This is a genomic window from Kitasatospora viridis (assembly GCF_007829815.1).
Lineage (GTDB): Bacteria > Actinomycetota > Actinomycetes > Streptomycetales > Streptomycetaceae > Kitasatospora > Kitasatospora viridis.
Map to the genome: position 1 here is coordinate 2,075,709 of NZ_VIWT01000001.1, position 16,507 is coordinate 2,092,215.

General features: G+C 74.8%; 15 protein-coding genes and 1 tRNA gene. 5 read left to right on the top strand and 11 right to left on the bottom strand.

Annotation, left to right across the window (positions count from 1 at the left end; genetic code table 11):
- Positions 1-22: 22 nt before the first annotated feature.
- From FHX73_RS09115 to FHX73_RS09125, 3 genes are all read right to left on the bottom strand, one after another.
- Positions 23-1,894, bottom strand: coding sequence for an AfsR/SARP family transcriptional regulator (locus FHX73_RS09115; protein WP_145904512.1), 1,872 nt, complete (start codon positions 1,892-1,894; stop codon positions 23-25).
- A 178-nt stretch (positions 1,895-2,072) separates the two neighbouring features.
- Positions 2,073-2,149 (bottom strand) — tRNA-Met (locus FHX73_RS09120).
- Positions 2,150-2,241: 92 nt separating this feature from the next.
- Positions 2,242-5,067 (bottom strand): UPF0182 family membrane protein, encoded by a 2,826-nt coding sequence (locus FHX73_RS09125; RefSeq protein ID WP_246213432.1) that lies wholly within the window; start codon positions 5,065-5,067, stop codon positions 2,242-2,244.
- 208 nt (positions 5,068-5,275) lie between these two features.
- Between FHX73_RS09125 and FHX73_RS09130 the strand changes: the two genes are divergently transcribed.
- Positions 5,276-5,839: a PPA1309 family protein gene (locus FHX73_RS09130; RefSeq protein WP_145904514.1), complete on the top strand. Its 564-nt coding sequence runs from the start codon at positions 5,276-5,278 to the stop codon at positions 5,837-5,839.
- Between the two features lie 40 nt (positions 5,840-5,879).
- Here the strand turns inward: FHX73_RS09130 and FHX73_RS09135 are convergent, their stop codons facing one another.
- The 4 genes from FHX73_RS09135 to FHX73_RS09150 form a co-directional block, all read right to left on the bottom strand.
- A complete protein-coding gene (locus FHX73_RS09135; protein WP_145904515.1) occupies positions 5,880-6,959 on the bottom strand; it encodes a YlbL family protein in 1,080 nt (359 codons plus the stop codon).
- 42 nt (positions 6,960-7,001) lie between these two features.
- Entirely contained in the window at positions 7,002-7,190 is a 189-nt protein-coding gene (locus tag FHX73_RS09140) for a hypothetical protein (RefSeq protein ID WP_145904516.1), read from the bottom strand.
- A 155-nt stretch (positions 7,191-7,345) separates the two neighbouring features.
- Positions 7,346-7,786 carry a molybdenum cofactor biosynthesis protein MoaE gene (locus FHX73_RS09145; RefSeq protein WP_145904517.1) on the bottom strand — a complete coding sequence of 147 codons (441 nt, stop codon included), beginning with the start codon at positions 7,784-7,786 and terminating at the stop codon, positions 7,346-7,348.
- Between the two features lie 78 nt (positions 7,787-7,864).
- The gene (locus tag FHX73_RS09150) at positions 7,865-9,013 is read right to left on the bottom strand and encodes an NAD-dependent epimerase/dehydratase family protein (RefSeq protein ID WP_425461371.1); all 1,149 of its coding nucleotides are present in this window, start codon (positions 9,011-9,013) and stop codon (positions 7,865-7,867) included.
- A 177-nt stretch (positions 9,014-9,190) separates the two neighbouring features.
- Between FHX73_RS09150 and FHX73_RS09155 the strand changes: the two genes are divergently transcribed.
- Both FHX73_RS09155 and FHX73_RS09160 read left to right on the top strand, forming a co-directional pair.
- A complete protein-coding gene (locus FHX73_RS09155; RefSeq protein WP_145908168.1) occupies positions 9,191-10,729 on the top strand; it encodes a zinc-dependent metalloprotease in 1,539 nt (512 codons plus the stop codon).
- The gene (locus FHX73_RS09160; RefSeq protein WP_145904519.1) at positions 10,726-11,304 is read left to right on the top strand and encodes an NUDIX hydrolase; all 579 of its coding nucleotides are present in this window, start codon (positions 10,726-10,728) and stop codon (positions 11,302-11,304) included. Before FHX73_RS09155 ends, FHX73_RS09160 begins: the two co-directional genes overlap by 4 nt.
- 76 nt (positions 11,305-11,380) lie before the next feature.
- Here FHX73_RS09160 and FHX73_RS09165 read toward each other — a convergent pair whose 3' ends face one another.
- Positions 11,381-11,956 (bottom strand): M48 metallopeptidase family protein, encoded by a 576-nt coding sequence (locus FHX73_RS09165; RefSeq protein ID WP_246213433.1) that lies wholly within the window; start codon positions 11,954-11,956, stop codon positions 11,381-11,383.
- Between the two features lie 456 nt (positions 11,957-12,412).
- On the opposite strand from FHX73_RS09165, the gene FHX73_RS09170 reads away from it, so the two are divergent.
- Together FHX73_RS09170 and FHX73_RS09175 are read left to right on the top strand one after the other, a co-directional pair.
- On the top strand, positions 12,413-13,471 hold the full coding sequence (locus FHX73_RS09170; protein WP_145904521.1) for a ThiF family adenylyltransferase: 1,059 nt from the start codon (positions 12,413-12,415) through the stop codon (positions 13,469-13,471).
- A 169-nt stretch (positions 13,472-13,640) separates the two neighbouring features.
- Entirely contained in the window at positions 13,641-14,993 is a 1,353-nt protein-coding gene (locus FHX73_RS09175) for an ABC1 kinase family protein (protein WP_145904522.1), read from the top strand.
- A gap of 114 nt (positions 14,994-15,107) precedes the next feature.
- Here FHX73_RS09175 and FHX73_RS47505 read toward each other — a convergent pair whose 3' ends face one another.
- From FHX73_RS47505 to FHX73_RS09190, 3 genes are all read right to left on the bottom strand, one after another.
- Positions 15,108-15,500: a hypothetical protein gene (locus tag FHX73_RS47505; RefSeq protein WP_342795289.1), complete on the bottom strand. Its 393-nt coding sequence runs from the start codon at positions 15,498-15,500 to the stop codon at positions 15,108-15,110.
- Positions 15,497-15,865 carry a WhiB family transcriptional regulator gene (locus tag FHX73_RS09185; RefSeq protein WP_281292661.1) on the bottom strand — a complete coding sequence of 123 codons (369 nt, stop codon included), beginning with the start codon at positions 15,863-15,865 and terminating at the stop codon, positions 15,497-15,499. The genes FHX73_RS47505 and FHX73_RS09185 overlap by 4 nt, the downstream gene beginning before the upstream one ends.
- A 166-nt stretch (positions 15,866-16,031) precedes the next feature.
- On the bottom strand, positions 16,032-16,406 hold the full coding sequence (locus tag FHX73_RS09190) for a hypothetical protein (RefSeq protein WP_145904524.1): 375 nt from the start codon (positions 16,404-16,406) through the stop codon (positions 16,032-16,034).
- Positions 16,407-16,507: the final 101 nt, after the last annotated feature.

The window sequence follows — 16,507 nt, forward strand, 5'->3', positions numbered from 1 at the left end:
CGGCGGTCCGGGCGGGGCCGGATCAGCGCCGGTCAGCGGGGGTGGAGCGGTCCGACCCGGGTTCCCGGTGGGATCCGGAATCCATCCGGCGTCCATCCGCCGTCCGCTGGTGCAGCGCGGTCAGCGGGTGCAGCCGGGGCCGGCCGTCCGGGGCGGCCTGCAGCAGGCCGTACTCGGTGAGCAGGTCGAGCCGCTCCTCGGCCAGCCCGGCCAGCGCGGCCGGCACCGCCTCCGGGCCCAGCCCGCTCACCGCCCGCAGCTCGGCCAACGCGGCCGGCCCGCCCGGCGCCCGGCCGAGTCGCTGCTCGGCGGAGTCCAGCGCCCGGGCCACTCCCCAAGCACCCAGGGCGAGTTCGAACAGCCGCCGGTCCCGGTCGGCGAGCCGGGCGGCCAGCCCGGCCAGACCGCCGCCGGGGCGCGCGACCGAACGGGCCGCGGCCGCCCGCAGCGCCAGCGGCAGCCCGGCACAGACGGCCAGCACCTGGGCCTCCTCCGGCGACCGCTCCCCCGCCCGCGGCGGCCCACCGGCCAGGCGCCGCCAGAGCCGCCGGGAGTCGGCCGGCCCCAGGCAGTCCAGCGGCACGGTCCGGGCCCCGGGCAGTCCGGGCAGCCGCCCCCGGCTGGTGACCAGCACCGCGCAGCTCGGCGAGCCGGGCAGCAGCGCGGCCAACTGGCCCGCGTCCGCCGCGTCGTCGAGCACCAGCAGCAGCCGGCGGCCCGAACTGACCGAGCGCAGCAGGGCCGAGCGGCGCTCCGGCTCGGCGGGCAGCGCGCCGGGGGCCACCCCGAGGTCGGTCAGCAGCCGTCCGAGCAGTGCGCCGACCTCCCCCGGCCGCCCGTCCGGCTCGTGCAGCGCGGCGTACAGCTGCCCGTCGGGGAAGCGCTCCCGCAGCCGGTGCGCGGCGTGCACCGCCAGCGCGCTCTTGCCCACCCCGGGCGGCCCGCTGATCAGCACCACCGGCACCGCACCGAGCCGCCGGCCGGCCCCCAGGGCCCGGGTGACGGTCCGCAGCTCGGCCGCCCGGCCGGTGAAGTCGGGCAGGTCGGAGGGGAGTTGGGCGGGGGCGCAGACCAGCCTGAGCGGCCCGGCCGACGGTGCGGCGGCCAGTTCCAAGCCCGGATCGGCGTGCAGGATCCGCTGCTGAAGGTCGATCAGTTCCCGCCCCGGCTCCAGCCCCTGGGTGCTGATCAGGAGCTGACGGGTCTGCGTGAAGACGGTCAGCGCCTCGCCCTGCCGACCGGCCCGGTGCAGCGCCAGCATCAGCAGCCCGCGCAGCCGCTGCCGCCCGGGGTTCTCGGCGGCCAGCACCCCGAGCTCGGCCACCACCTCGTGGTGCCGACCGAGCAGCAGGGCCAGCTCGAACCGCTCCTCCAGGGCGGCCAGGCGCAGTTCGGCCAGCCGCCCGCGGTGCAGCGCGGCGAACGGCCCGGGCAGCCCGTCCAGCCCGGTGCCGCGCCAGAGCCCGAGCGCCCGGTCCAGGGTGGCCAGTGCCTGGGCGGTGGCGCCGGCCGCGCGCTGGCCGCGGGCCCGCTGCCGGGCCGCCTCGAACTCGTGCAGGTCCAGGTCGCCCGGGGCGACGGCCAGCCGGTAGCTGCCGCCGCGGGTGGCCAGCAGCCCGCCCAGGGTGCGGCGCGGGCGGTCCGGCTCCAGCACGTGGCGCAGCCGGGAGACGTAGGTGGCCACCAGACTGGGCACGGTCTCCGCCGCCCTGGCGCCCCAGACCGCCTGGACGATCTGCTCCCTGGCCACCGGCTCGCCCGGGTTGAGCAGCAGCACGGCGAGCACCGCGAGCTGCATCGGCGGGCCCGCGTCCACCACCAGCCCGTCCCGGCGGACCAGCAGCGGCCCGAGCAGCTCGTAGCGCAGGCGCCCGGCCGCACGCGCCGAGTCCATGCCGGCCCCTCCCTCCCGCGTCCCGCTCCGGCCCGGCTACCTGCCGGACTGGAGCACACGGTGGACTAGACCAGCTGCGGCGTCAACACGGTTCGGCGAAAAAGTTGTCCGGACCCCGACAATAGCCTGGACCGAAAAACACCGAAGGCCCGGAGGTGAACCTCCGGGCCTTCGGCTTTGGTAGCGGGGACAGGATTTGAACCTGCGACCTCTGGGTTATGAGCCCAGCGAGCTACCGAGCTGCTCCACCCCGCGTCGTTGTGGGACAACCATAGCACGCCCACCAGGGGCTCCATCCCCACCCGGTGGCGGGACCCGCAGCTCAGCGGCCCGCCACCGGCCCGCCGCTACGGCGCGGGGCTCGGACCACCGCCGGGCCCGGTGGCCGCCGCCAGCTCCGCCATCGCCTGCTGGAGCTCCTTCTGGGCGGCGGCGTAGCCCGTCCAGTCGCCCGCCTTGAGCGCGTTCTGGCTGTCTGCGTACGCCTTCTCCACGTCGCCCGCCGCCTTCCGCACGTCCGGCGGCACCGCGGCGCCGCCCGGCGGTGCGGTGCCACCGGGCGGTGACGGCGGCCCGGCACCCGGCGCGACCGGCGTCGCCCCGGCGTCCGTCCCGAACAGCGCCCGCAGCGCGTCCGGCAGGTCGGCGGCGAAGGCCACGTCGTGGTCGCCGTAGACCGCCAGCACCTTCTGCAGCACCGGGTACTTGGCCCCGCGCCCCTTCACGTACACCGGCTCCACTTCGAGGAACCCGCCGCCCACCGGCAGGGTCAGCAGGTTGCCGTACTGCACGTCGGAGTCGCCGCCGTTCTTCACCTGGTTGAGCCAGTACGCCGCGCCCGCGTCGGCGTTGAACTTCGACTGGGCCTGGTTCGGCCCGAGCGCGTCGGAGTCGCCGGCCACCTTGAGGATCCGGATCGTCCCGTAGTCCGGCCCGGGGTCGGAGTCCACCGCCAGGAACGCGGCCAGGTTGTCCCGGTCGGCCGGCACGAAGGTGCTGGTCAGCGAGAAGTCGGCGGCGGGGGTGCCGGGCATCCGCAGGGTCAGGTAGTACGGCGGCTGCGGCGTCCTGCGGTCGTCGGTCGGGTCCTGCGGCACCTTCCAGAGGTCGGTGCCGCTGAAGAAGGAGGCCGGGTCGGTCACGTGGTACGCGCCGAGCACCGTGCGCTGCACCTCGAACAGGTCCTGCGGGTAGCGCAGGTGCGGCAGCAGTGCGGCGGGGATCGCCGCGCGCGGCAGCACGGTGCCGGGGAACGCCTTCATCCAGGTCTTCAGCACCGGGTCCTGCTGGTCCCACTGGTAGAGCGTCACGGCGCCGGTGTAGGCGTCCACGGTGGCCTTGACCGAGTCGCGGATGTAGTTGACCTGCCCGGCCGCGGTCGGACCGGGCTGCCCGCCGAGCGAGTCCCGGGCGGCGTCGGCCAAGGTGGTCCGCGACGAGAACGGGTAGTCGTCCGAGGTGGTGTAGCCGTCCAGCACCCAGACCAGCCGGCCGCCCTCGACCACCGGGTACGGGTCGCCGTCCAGGGTCAGCCAGGGCGCCACCTTGGCCACCCGCTGCTGCGGGGTGCGGTCGTAGAGCACCCGGGCGCCCTTCCCGATCGCGCCCGAGTAGAGGAACTGCGGCTGGCCGAAGGCCGCCGCGAAGGCGGCCCGGGTGAGCGGGTCGTCCAGCGGGACCCCGCTGCCGCCCGAGTACTGGTAGCTCTGCTGGCCGGCGTCCGAGGTGTAGTCGATCTCCCGGTTGCCGCCGTCCACCACGGCGTAGTCGGTGGTCCGCTCGCCGTAGTAGACGCGCTGCTGGAAGTCGCCGAGCGCACCGGTGGCCGGCAGCCCGGACTCGGTGAGGACCGGCTGGCCCGAGGCGTCCACCTGGTTGCCGGCGGCCGCCACCACCCCGTACCCGTGGGTGTAGGCGAAGTGGTCGTTGATCCAGCTGTGCTGCTGCACCCCGGACGGGTCCAGCTCGCGCACCCCGATCACGGTGTCCTGCACCGCGCCGGTCCTGGGGTCCGGGTAGCGGTCCACGGCCAGGGTGCTCGGGAAGCCGTAGTAGGAGCGCTGCTGCTCCAGCTGCTGGAAGGTCGGCGAGACGATGTTCGGGTCGAGCAGCCGGATCGCGCCGACGGTCCGCGCGTCCGCGGCCACCGTGCCGGCGTCGGCCGAGGCGGCCGGCGCGGTCTCGGTGGTCAGCGCGCCCGCGATGCCGTAGGCCTGCCGGGTCGCGTCGATGTTCTGCCGCAGGTAGGGCGTCTCCTTGGCCTGCTCGTTCGGCTTCACCTGGAACTGCTGCACGATCGCCGGGTAGAGCCCGCCGATCAGCACCGCCGACAGCACCATCAGCCCGAAGCCGAGCAGGGCCGGCGCCCAGGTCCGCCGCACCGGCGTGAGGAAGAAGAGGACGGCGCAGATCAGCGCCACGCAGCACAGGATGGTCTTGGCCGGCAGGAAGGCGTTGGCGTCCACGTAGCGCAGCCCGGTGTAGCCGCCGACGCCCTTCCAGGAGCCGGTCTTCACCGCCAGCGCGTACCGGTCCAGCCAGTAGGCCACCGCCTTCAGCAGCACCAGGACGCCCAGCAGCACCGCCAGGTGGCCCTGCGCCCCGGCGCTGGCCCGCCGCCCGGGCCCCTGCAGCCGCAGTCCCCCGTACAGGTAGTGCACCAGCGCCGAGGCCGGCACCGAGACCAGCACCACGCCGAACCCGAAGCCGACCAGGAACCGGTACCAGGGCAGGTCGAAGGCGTAGAACGAGACGTCCCGGTGGAACTGCCCGTCCCGCACCCCGAACGGGGTGGCGTTGGTCCACAGCAGCCACAGCCGCCACTGCCCGGCCGCCCCCGCCCCGGCCACCCCGCCGGCCAGCAGCGCAGCGCCCAGCAGCAGCCACCGGCGCACCGGCACGAGGCCCGTCCGGTAGCGGTCCAGGCTCTGCTGCTCGACCGACATCGCCGCCAGCGGCGGCCGCAGCCGGAAGGCCAGCCAGGCGTTCAGCGCGGTGGCCCCCGCCATCACCAGGCCGAAGACCGCGAACAGCCCGAGCTCGGTCCGCAGCCTGGTCCCGAAGACCGAGCCGTAGTGCACCGAGCGGAACCAGAGCCGGTCGGTCCAGAAGCCGGCGAAGGCCACGAAGAGCAGGAGGAGCGCCAGCAGCGCCACGCCGCCCAGCAGCACCACCCTCGTCGCCCGGGACGGGGGGCCGCCCCGGGGACGGGACGCCGGTCCCTCTCGCTCGGGCATCTGGAAGACCAAGGCGGCACCTCTGCTGTTGTGAACGGTCCGGAGCGACCCCGCGACCGCCCCCGGAAGCAACTTAACCGGCCCGCTCCCCGGCTTCCCAGTCCGCGGTACGACCGCGGTCCCGCGGCCGTGTGAGGATTGGGGCATGTCCGATGTCAGCTACACGCCCGACGGCTCCGGCACCCTGCCCGCCGCCACCCCGCTCACCCGCGCCGCCCTGGAGATCGACGAGTACGTCGCCCAACTCGGCTGGGACAAGCCCGCCCGCCTCTTCGCCCTGGTCGACAGCGCCGAGCTGCGCCGCACCGACCCGGCAGTGGCCCGGCAGCTCGGGCTGACCGCTTCGCAGGACGGCGAGCTGACCCCGGTGGAGCAGGACGAGCTGCCGGACGGCATGGCCCTGGACGAGTTCCTCGGCACCATCGCCTGGCCGTCGGCGGTGGCGGGCTGCGCGCTGGTGGTGGAGCGGCTGATGCTCCCGCCGGGTGCCGAGAAGAGCCGCCCGGCCGGCGCCACCCAGGCCCAGCTGAACGACTGGGTGGCCAACCACCCGGCCCGCCAGGAGGTGCGGATCACCGCCGCGGTGCTGCGCGACGGCAAGCGCGAGACGGCGCTGCGGCTGCGCGAGAAGGACCTCGCCCGCGAGGTGCTGACCGGCCCCGACCTGGTGCCGGGCCTGACCAAGGCACTGCTCGCGACCTTCGCCTGACGTCCCGTCGGGCCCCCGCGCCGGGGGCCCGACGCCCGGGTCAGCGCGGGCAGGCGGGCAGCTGCGCGTCCTGCCCGGCCCGGACCTTGCCCAGGTCGTCGAGCGCCTGCGCGAGCGTGTCCACCTTGATCAGCCGCAGCCCGCTCGGGGTGTTCTTGCTGGCCTCGGCACAGTTGTCGCTCGGGGTGAAGAAGTACCGGGCGCCGGCCTCGCGGGCCGCGATCACCTTCATCGAGATGCCGCCGATCGGCCCGACGTTGCCCTTGTCGTCGATGGTGCCGGTGCCGGCCACGAACTTGCCGCCGGTCAGGTCGGTGGGGGTCAGCTTGTCCACGATGCCGAGGGCGAACATCAGGCCGGCGCTCGGGCCGCCGACGTCCTGCAGCCCGATGTCGATCTTGAACGGGTAGTTGTGGCCGGGCGCCGCCACGATCCCGACCATCGCCTTGTCGGAGTCCGGCGCCTTGCTCGTGGTGACGGTCACCTGGGACTCGTCCGAGGGCTTGAGGGTCTCCTCGTCCTGGGCGTGCGGGACGACCGTGAAGACCACGTTCTCACCGGGCTTGTGCTTCTGGACCAGCGGACCCACCTGGGTCGGGTCGGTGACCTGGGTGCCGTCCACCGCGACGATCCGGTCGCCCGCGTGCAGCTTGCCGTCGGCCGGGCCGCCGGCCACCACCTCGGAGATCTGCACCTCGTTGCCGACCGGGATGCCCAGCTGGGTCAGCGCGGCGGTCTTGGCGCTGTCCTGCGAGGAGGCGAACTCCTCGGCGTTCTGCTGCTCGGACTGCTGCTCGGTCTGGCCCTTGGGGTAGAGGATGTCGTGCGGCACGACCAGCTGGTCGTTGGCCAGCCAGCCGACCACCACCGAGACCAGGCTGGGCTGGTAGTCGGCGCCGGTGACCTGGACCGTGGTCATGTTCAGGTGCCCGCTGGTCGGGTACGTCTGGGCCCCCGAGATGCTGATCACCGGGGTGCCGGCCTTGTCCTGCGCGCCCAGCGTGTTGTACGTCGGGCCGGGGCTCAGCTGGGTGTACGGCACCTTCAGGAGCACCGAGACGACGAGCAGCGTTATGAGCGTCAGCGTGGCGGCGAGCATCGTCGCAGAGCGGCGTGGCATGGCACGACAGTACGGGACCCGGCCGGGAGCGCGCCCGCCGGGTCAGCGGCCCTGACGGTCCGGCACCCGGTGGCTGCCGGTGCTGCGTTCCATCGCGGCCAGGAAGCGCTGGTGCTCGGCGAGCGAGGCCCCGTCACCGGTGGCCTTCGGCGGGCGGGCCGCCCAGGCCGCCCAGAGCACGGCCAGTACTCCCGCCCCGACGGGGATCCCCAACCAGGCCAGTGCTCCCATGTCGTCCTCCCAGCTCCGTCATGCCTATCAGCACATTAACCGGCCGGACGGAGAACGGTCCCGGAGCCATCCGGGTTACGGCGGCCCGACTGCTGCCACCCGGTGGGCGCATTCGTGTGCCCGGGTGGGCCGAACGGGGTCGGGGCCGGCGGGGCTCAGCAGGAGCCGGCGCCGACCCACTCCTCCTCGCCGTCGGAGAAGACCTGGTGCTTCCAGATCGGCACCTCGTGCTTGAGGTCGTCGATCAGCTTGCGGGCCGCCGCGAAGGCCTCCGCCCGGTGCGGGCAGGAGACCGCGACGATCACCGCGGCGTCGGTGATCTCCAGCCGGCCGACCCGGTGCACGGCGGCCAGCGCCCGCACCGGGTAGTCGGCGACCACCTTCGCGGCGATCCGCCGCATCTCCTGCTCGGCACTCGGGTGGCAGCTGTACTCCAGCGCCGCCACCGACTTGCCCCCGTCGTGGTCGCGGACCGTGCCGACGAAGATCGCCGTACCGCCCGCCGCGTCGTCGCCCACCGCCGCGTACACCTCGTCCAGCGAGAGCGGCGTCTCGCGGACCGCGAGCAGGCGGATCGGGTCGTGGTTATCGGACATGCCACCATCATCGGCCACCGCCCGGGCCGGGCGGCACTGTGGTTCCGCACAAGCGTCCGCCGCGCCCGGGCCGACCGGTCAGTAGCGGCGCCGCTTGCGGGCCCGGCGGACCAGGGCCGCCGTGCCGACCAGGGCCACCGTGGCACCGGCCGCGCCCAGGCTGGTCGCCGCCTCCTTGCCGCCGAGGCGCCGCCCGGCCACCGCGTGCTTGCCGGCCACCTGGGCCAGCAGCTCGGCCAGCACCTCCTCGTTGCTGTACCGCGGCCGCCAGCCGGCCTCGTGCAGCCGGCTGCCGGAGACCACCCAGGGGTACATGGTGTACGCCAGGTCGCCGGCCGGGGCCGGGGTCAGGCCGAGCCGGTGCAGCCGGGCCGCGGTGCCGAGCGCCAGCGAGGCGGGCAGCTCCATCCGGCGGATCCCGGAGAGCGCCTCCACCTCCTCCTGCTCCAGCCAGCCGTCGCAGCCGACCGCCAGCTCGCCCTCCACCAGGCCGAGCGCCGCGTACTCCAGCGCCGTGGCCAGGTCGTCCAGGTGGCAGAACTGCCAGCACGGCCGGGAGCCGGCCACCACCAGCAGCCGGGGCGCCTCGAAGTGCCGGGTCAGCACGGTGTCCACGCCGGGACCGACCACCACGGCCGGCCGCACCACGGTCACCTGCAGGCCCGGGTGGGCCCGCGGCGCCCGGTGCGCCAGCCGCTCGATCTCCAGCAGGTCGCCGACCAGGCTGGCCTCCTCGGTGGCCCGCAGCTCGGAGTCCTCGGCCAGCGGCACCTCGTTGTCCGGCAGCGCGCCGTAGACCATCGCCGAGGTGCAGAGCACCACCCGGTGCACCCCGGCCGCGGCCGCCGCCGTCACCACCGTCTGCGCCCCGCGCACGTTGTAGGCGCTGCGGGCGCGCGGGTCGGACTCCATGCCGAGGTCCATCGCCAGGTGCACCACCACGTCGACCCCGCGCAGCCGCTCGGCCACCGCCGGGTCGCGCACGTCCAGCACCCGCCACTGCACCCCGGGCGCGTCGCCGCGCCGGTCGTCGATCGCGAGCACCTTGCGCACCCCGGGCGAGGCGACCAGCCGGGCCGCCACCCGGCCGCCCAGCACCCCCGCGGCCCCGGTGACTGCCACGGTGAGCGGCCGTCCGCCGTAGGCTGGGTGCGCGGACCCAGGGGCCACCTGGGCCTCCTCGCCTCCGGTCAGCCCAGAGCGAACGTCCGAAGGCGGGGAACTCACCGGCGATCCTCCACGGTTAGCTTATGTGCGTACGTACGAGTGTCACGTACCGTCCATCCTGCCCGAGGAGAGGGCCCGGCGGTGCACCCGGCGCGGGCGAGCCCGCCGCCCTCCGACCCTGTACCTGCATTCCCGCCACAGCACCCGCGCGTGACGGCCGACCAGATCGAGGACCCAGTGAGCGACCTCCCCTTCGGATTCGGTGTCCCGCCCGAGGAGCCCGAGGAGGGCAAGGACAAGGGCGGCGAGCAGCAGAACGAGCCGGGTGACCGGTCCGGCGGCCAGCCGCAGTCGCCCTTCGGCTTCGGCGGCGCCAACCCGTTCGGCGCGCTGTTCGGCGCCGGCGGGCCGGGCGGTGCCGGTGCGGACAACCCGTTCGCGGCGATGATGGGCGGCCTCAACCCGAACGACCTGGGCGCCGCCTTCCAGCAGCTCGGCCAGATGCTCTCCTTCGACGGCGGCCCGGTGAACTGGCAGCTCGCCAAGGACATCGCCCGGCAGACCGTGGTCGCCGAGCAGCCCGAGGGCAAGAGCAAGGACCGCTCGGTCTCCACCGCCGAGCGCTCGGCGGTCGAGGAGTCGGTGCGCCTGGCCGAGCTCTGGCTCGACTCGGTCACCGAGTTCCCGTCCTCCTCCGCCAGCGCGGTCGCCTGGAGCCGGGCCGAGTGGATCGAGGCCACCCTGCCGGTCTGGCAGGAGCTGGTCGACCCGGTGGCCGAGCGGGTCGGCAACGCCATGGGCGGCGTGCTGCCCGAGGAGATGCAGGCGATGGCCGGGCCGCTGATGGGCGTGATGCGCTCGATGGGCGGTGCGATGTTCGGCACCCAGATCGGTCAGGCGCTCGGCGCGCTGGCCGCCGAGGTGCTCGGCTCCACCGACGTCGGCCTGCCGCTGGCCCCGGCCGGCAAGGCCGCGCTGCTGCCGCAGAACATCGCCGAGTTCGGCGAGGGCCTGAGCGTGCCGGCCGAGGAGGTCCGCCTCTACCTGGCCCTGCGCGAGGCCGCCCACCAGCGGCTCTTCGCCCACGTGCCGTGGCTGCGGGCGCACCTGTTCGGCGCCGTCGAGGCCTACGCCCGCGGCATCACGGTGGACTCCTCCCGGATGGAGGAGATGATGGGCCGGCTCGACCTGGAGAACCCCGAGGCGCTCCAGGAGGCGCTCGGCAACGGCCTGCTGCAGCCCGAGGACACCCCCGCGCAGAAGGCCGCGCTGGCCCGGCTGGAGACCGCGCTGGCCCTGGTCGAGGGCTGGGTGGACGCGGTGGTGCACGCCGCCGCGGAGCCGCACCTGCCGCAGTCCTCCGCGCTGCGCGAGACGCTGCGCCGGCGCCGGGCCACCGGCGGGCCGGCCGAGCAGACCTTCGCCACCCTGGTCGGCCTGGAGCTGCGGCCGCGCCGGCTGCGCGACGCCTCCCGGCTGTGGGCCTCGCTGGCCGACGCCCGCGGCGTGGAGGGCCGCGACGCGCTCTGGCAGCACCCGGACATGCTGCCCACCGCGAGCGACCTGGACGACCCGGACGGCTTCGTGCACCGGGGCGGCGAGGAGCCGGTCGAGGGCGGGCTGGACTTCGACGCGATCGACCGGCTGCTGGGCGAGGCGGCCGGCGGCACCGCGACCGGCGGCCGCTCCGACTCCGACAGCCCTTCCGACAGCGCTTCGGACGACCCTTCCGACAGCCCCTCCGACGGTGACGACAAGGACAAGCCCGCTTCATGACCGCCCTGCACACCGACGCCACCGCCGCGCTCAACGACTGGGCGCCCGCCGACCCCGACCAGCAGGCGCTGCGCCGGGACTACCTGGCGCACCTGGCCGAGCGGCCCGACGGACTGTTCAAGGCCTGCCTGCCCGCGCACATCACCGCCAGCGCGCTGGTGGTCGACCCGGCCGCCGGCCGGGTGCTGCTGACCCTGCACCCCAAGGTCGGCCTCTGGCTGCAGATGGGCGGGCACTGCGAGCCGGTTGACGGCACGCTGGGCGCCGCCGCGCTGCGCGAGGCGGTGGAGGAGTCCGGGATCACGGGGCTGACCCTGCTCTCGGCCGACGGGGCGTCGGGCGGGCGGCCGGTGCCGGTCAAGCTGGACCGGCACGAGGTGCACTGCACCGGCAAGGACCAGCCGGCCAACACGCACCTGGACGTGCAGTACGTGGCGCTGGCCCCGGCCGGGGCGGTCGAGCAGATCAGCGAGGAGTCGCTGGACCTGCGCTGGTTCGGGTACGACGAGCTGCCGGAGCTCACCGACGGGTCGGTGCGCCGACTGGTCGCGCTGGCCCGGGAGCTGGTGGACTGACGGCCGGTCGGGCTGACGGGCCGCCGGATGACCTCCCGTCAGCCCGGCGGTCCGGTCAGCACGGGCCGCCCTCGGGTCACTCGCAGGCCTCGGGCTCGACGGGCGCCGCCCCGGCGCCCCGGGCACCCGGGATGTGCGGCAGCCGGGCCGCCGAGGCGACACCCTCCAGGTAGCCGCGGGCCCGCTCGGTGCGCGGGTAGGAGTCCAGCAGGGCCCAGAACCGCGGGCCGTGGTCCGGCACCAGCAGGTGGGCCAGCTCGTGCAGCAGGACGTAGTCCAGCACGTAGTCGGGCATGCCCTGGAGCCGGTGGGAGAGCCGGATCGAGCGTTCGCTCGGGGTGCAGGAGCCCCAGCGGGAGTTCTGGTTGGTGACCCAGCGGACCTGGTCGGGGCGGGCCCGGCCGTCGAGGTACTCCTCGGAGAGCCGACGGGCGCGCTCGGCCAGCGCGCCGTCGCCGAGGGTGCGGCGGCTCTCCCGGGCGGCCAGCCGGTCGAGCATCTGGGCCACCCAGCGCTGCTCCTCCGCGAACGACATCCGGGCCGGGATCAGCACGATCGTGCGGTCGCCCTCGCGGTAGGCGGAGACGGTGCGGCTGCGGCGGGCGCTGCGGCGGACCTCCACGTGCGGGTGGGCCGGGTGCTCGCTGTGCACCGGTTGCTCGCTGCGCGGTTCCCCCGCGGTCGGGCGCGCCGGGCCCGGCCGCCCGTGCGAACCGGGCGTCGCGACTCGTGGCCCGGCTGCTGCACGGGCGCGCCGGGGCGACGCCGAGGGCTGGGAGTCCCGTTCGGCTGCCATGGCACAGGACGTTACCCGCTGGCACTGACGGAAGTCCGCTGCCCCGGCCGAATCACCGGCCGGTTCCCCGCCCGGTGGGGCGGTTCCGCACGGCGGCCGGAGCATCCGTCGGATCATCATCCCCAGCCTGTGGACAACCGGCTTGGTGGATCGCGCCGTGCCGCCCAGGATGGTGTCACGCAGTGCAGTCGGCCGATCCCGGAACGGAGTTGTCCCGTGCCTCCCACCATCCCTGCCACGCCTCCGGTGGCTCCCTCGTCTCCCGCGTCTCCCGCGCGTCCCGCGCCTCACGTGGCTCCCGTGACTCCGGAGATGCGGCCGGTCCTGAAGTCCGGCCTCTCCCGCACCTGGCGGGACCAGGAGACCCTGCGGTTCGGCACCCTGCCGGACCGGGCGCAGCTGGTCGGCCGGGCCGACGAGCGGTTCCGCGCCTTCCTCGCCCTGCTGGACGGCGAGCGGGACGCGGCCGCCGTCGCCACCGCGGCCGGCGAGCTGGGGCTGGACCGGGAGTGCGTGGAGCAGACCCTGGGCTCGCTGGCCGAGAGCGGGCTGCTGGAGGACGCCGGGGCGGTGGAGCGCGCGCTGGCCGCCCTGCCGGCCGGCCGCCGGGAGCTGCTGGAGCCCGACCTGGCCTCGCTCTCGCTGCTCCACACCGGGCCCGGCCAGGGTGCGGGGGCACTGGCCCGTCGGGTCGGGCGGCGGATCGAGGTGCGCGGGGCCGGACGGGTCGGCGCGGCACTGGCGAGCACCCTGGCGGCGGCCGGGGTCGGCACGGTGGAGGTGGTGGACCAGGGGCGGGTGGCCGCCCGGGACTGCGCGCCGGGCGGGCTGGCGGTCCAGGAGATCGGACGGTCCCGGGCCACCGCCGCCCGGGAGGCGGTGGCCCGGGCGGCCGGCCCGGGCACGGCCGGCCGGGAGGCGGGCGGCCCCGACCTGGTGGTCTTCGCCCCTCGGGACGGCAGCGGGGCGTACGCCGGATCGGCCGATGCGGCCCGCGAGCTGATGCGGGCCGGAGTGCCGCACCTCTACGTCGGAGTGGTGGAGCACCTGGGGGTGGTGGGGCCACTGGTGCTGCCGGGTGCATCGGCCTGCGGCGGCTGCTTCGGGCTCAGCCGCACCGAGCAGGACGCGGGCTGGCCCCGGCTGCTGGCCCAGCTGGCGGGCGAGGGGCCGGGGCGGGCCAGGGAACCGGCCTGTGACGGTGCGTTGGCCGCCACGGTGGCCGGGCTGGCCGCGCTGCACGCGCTGCTGCTGCTCGACGGGGAGCGGCCGCCGAGCGTGGACGGGTGGTGCGAGGTCTCCGCGGTGGACGGCATGGTGCGCCGGCTGCGGCTGACACCGCATCTGGAGTGCGGGTGCTTCTGGGGCTGACGGGGCTCAAGGGCACGTATCGGCATCGGCTGCCGGGCCCCGGCCGAGCCGGGCCGGGGAACGGGCACAATGGCCTAGTGGCCGCCGTCCCCGGTCGGGGCGGGCCCGCTTGAAGGGTAGCGACGGCAGTCCCTGGACACCGCCAGGGCAGCACGATTGGGAGGCCCGAGTGAGCGATCTTCCGCGCAAGGCTATGACCCGCACCGCCCGGCTCGCCGCCCTGCCGCTGGGGATCGCGGGGCGGGCCACCTTGGGCCTGGGCAAGCGGATCGGCGGACGCTCCGCCGAGGCCGTCACCGCCGAACTGCAACAGGCCACCGCCGACCAGCTCTTCAAGGTGCTCGGGGAGCTCAAGGGCGGGGCGATGAAGTTCGGGCAGGTGCTCTCGGTCTTCGAGGCGGCGCTGCCGGAGGAGGTCGCCGGGCCCTACCGGGCCGCCCTGACGAAGCTTCAGGACGCGGCGCCGCCGATGCCCGCGGCCAGCGTGCACGCGGCACTGGCCGAGCGGCTGGGCAAGGACTGGCGGGCCAGCTTCCGCAGCTTCGACGACCGCCCGGCCGCCGCCGCCTCGATCGGGCAGGTGCACCGCGCGGTCTGGCAGGACGGCCGCGAGGTGGCGGTCAAGGTGCAGTACCCGGGGGCAGGCGAGGCGCTGCTCTCCGACCTGGGCCAGCTCAGCCGGGTGGCCTGGCTGGTCGGACCGCTGATCCCCGGGCTGGACATCAAGCCGCTGATCACCGAGCTGCGCAACCGGGTCACCGAGGAGCTGGACTACGCGCTGGAGGCCGAGGCGCAGCGGGTGCACGCCGAGGAGTTCGCGGCCGACCCGGACATCGTGGTGCCGGCCGTGGTGGCCCAGGCCGACCAGGTACTGGTCACCGAGTGGCTGGGCGGCACCCCGCTGGCCGAGGTGATCTCGGCCGGCGGCAAGGCCGAGCGGGACCGGGCCGGCCACCTGCTGGCGCGCTTCCTGTTCGCCGGACCGGCCCGCACCGGGCTGCTGCACGCCGACCCGCACCCGGGCAACTTCCGGCTGCTCAAGGACGACGGGCCGGCCGAGGGCTGGCGGCTGGGCGTGATGGACTTCGGCACGGTGGACCGGCTGCCCGGCGGGCTGCCCCTCCCGATCGGCGACTCGCTGCGGATGGCCCTGGCCGGCGACGCGGTGGGCGTGCTGGAGATGCTGCGCGCCGAGGGCTTCGTCAAGCCCACCATCGAGCTGGATCCGGACGCGGTGCTGGACTACCTGCTCCCGATCATCGAGCCCGCAGCGGTGGAGCAGTTCCACTTCACCCGGGCCTGGATGCGGTCCCAGGCCGCCCGGATCGCCGATCCCCGCTCCCCCGCCTACAACCTCGGCAAGCAGCTCAACCTGCCGCCGTACTACCTGCTGATCCACCGGGTCACGCTGAGCACCATCGGGGTGCTCTGCCAGCTCGGCGCCCAGGCCCCGTTCCGGAGCGAGATGCTGAACTGGCTGCCCGGCTTCGCGGAGCCGCAGACCGGGCCGTCCGCCGACTGACCGGGCGCGCGCCGGCCGCGGTCCGCCACGCAAGACGCCGGTGCCCCGGCCACCCACTCCGGTGGGGTGGCCGGGGCACCGGCGTTCACGTCTCAGCCGTGCTCTGACGGGGGTTCAGAGCACGGCGGCGGCGAGTGCCTTGCGGGCCTTCCAGGAGGCGCGCTCCGCCTTGCGGCGCAGCCGGTTGACCCGCTGCACGGCGAGCGCGCGGCGTTGGTCCTCCGCCTCGTGGAGGCGTTCCTGCATATGGGCACGGGCCAGGTTTTCCTGCATGAGATGCATTTCGAGGGTCCTGTTCTGGAACGAGAGTTCGGTGGTCTGTTCGGCGCGGGCGCTGGGCCCTGCGGTGATCGCCATGTCGTGGTCCTGCTCGTGGTGCGTGGTCGGGTAGGGGTGCTGGGCCGCGGCATCGTCCCGGGCAAGGGCGGTGCGGACCGAGTGGCGCAGGGCGCCGGCCGCCGGGGGGCAATCCCGGTGGGCCGCTGCTGCTCGCAGTGCGGGGTTCACGCCATGACCTCGGTCTTGCGCGGACGGCCACGGGGACGCTTCCGGGCTACGACGACGCCCTGGACGAAGAGCTCGCCGCCCCAGACGCCCCAGGGCTCGCGGCGGTCGAGGGCACCGGCCAGGCAGGCCTCCTTGACCGGGCAGGTGCCGCAGAGCGACTTGGCGTACTCCACGTCCTCCGGCGTCTCGGCGAAGAAGACCTCGGGGTCGAAGGCGCGGCAGGGGATGGTGGCGCCGAGGGCGTCGGCGTCGTCGAGCGAGGTGAGCTGCATGAGAGAGCCTTCCGGAGGAGGGGGTACGAGCGTGGCCGTGGTCGGCGCTGTCGGCGGTACGGACGGGAGGGGCGGTGTGGTGACCGTGGACACTGGTGGCGTCTTCCTCGTCTTGGTTTCGGTTCCGGTCCAGCTGACTGGTTGGGCTGGCCCGGAGGCCCCGGAGGGCCTGGTGGTGGTCGTACCGGACAAACAGAAGGGCCGCGGATCCCGGTTGACGGGTTCCGCGGCCCTGGAGGGGTGCCGACCTGAGGGCAACTCAGGTTCGTTCTCTCCAGGGTTCAGGCCCGCGGAAGGCCCGGCTCCGGGCGGCTTCGGCGCCGATAAAGGCGGCCTCGGCCACAATCTGCTGCTCGTCCTGCTGCTCGGCTACGGCACCGATGACCTGCAGATAGGCGCCATGCTTGGCGGCCGCCTCCAGTGCCTTCGGTGCCTCGGTCGGTCGCTCATCGCGCATTCCGCGCGCGGAGTCGAGGGAGACCGTGGCCCAGCCGAGGGACAGACCGGTACCGACGTTCAGACCGAGGGAACCGGCGAGCGAGACTCCACCCGTCGCAGCGACGGTGGAGGGACGCAGGGAAGCGGTAACAGCGGTCTGGCCAGTCAGTTTGGTGATCATCATCTTGGTTCCCACTGTCTTCGCCTCCTCTCGGCGTCTCGCGGTGCCCAGTCCCCCGGGCTCCGGTGTTCGGATGTCTGTCGGTCCAGCTGCCCCGCCTGGGCGGGGGTCGAGCA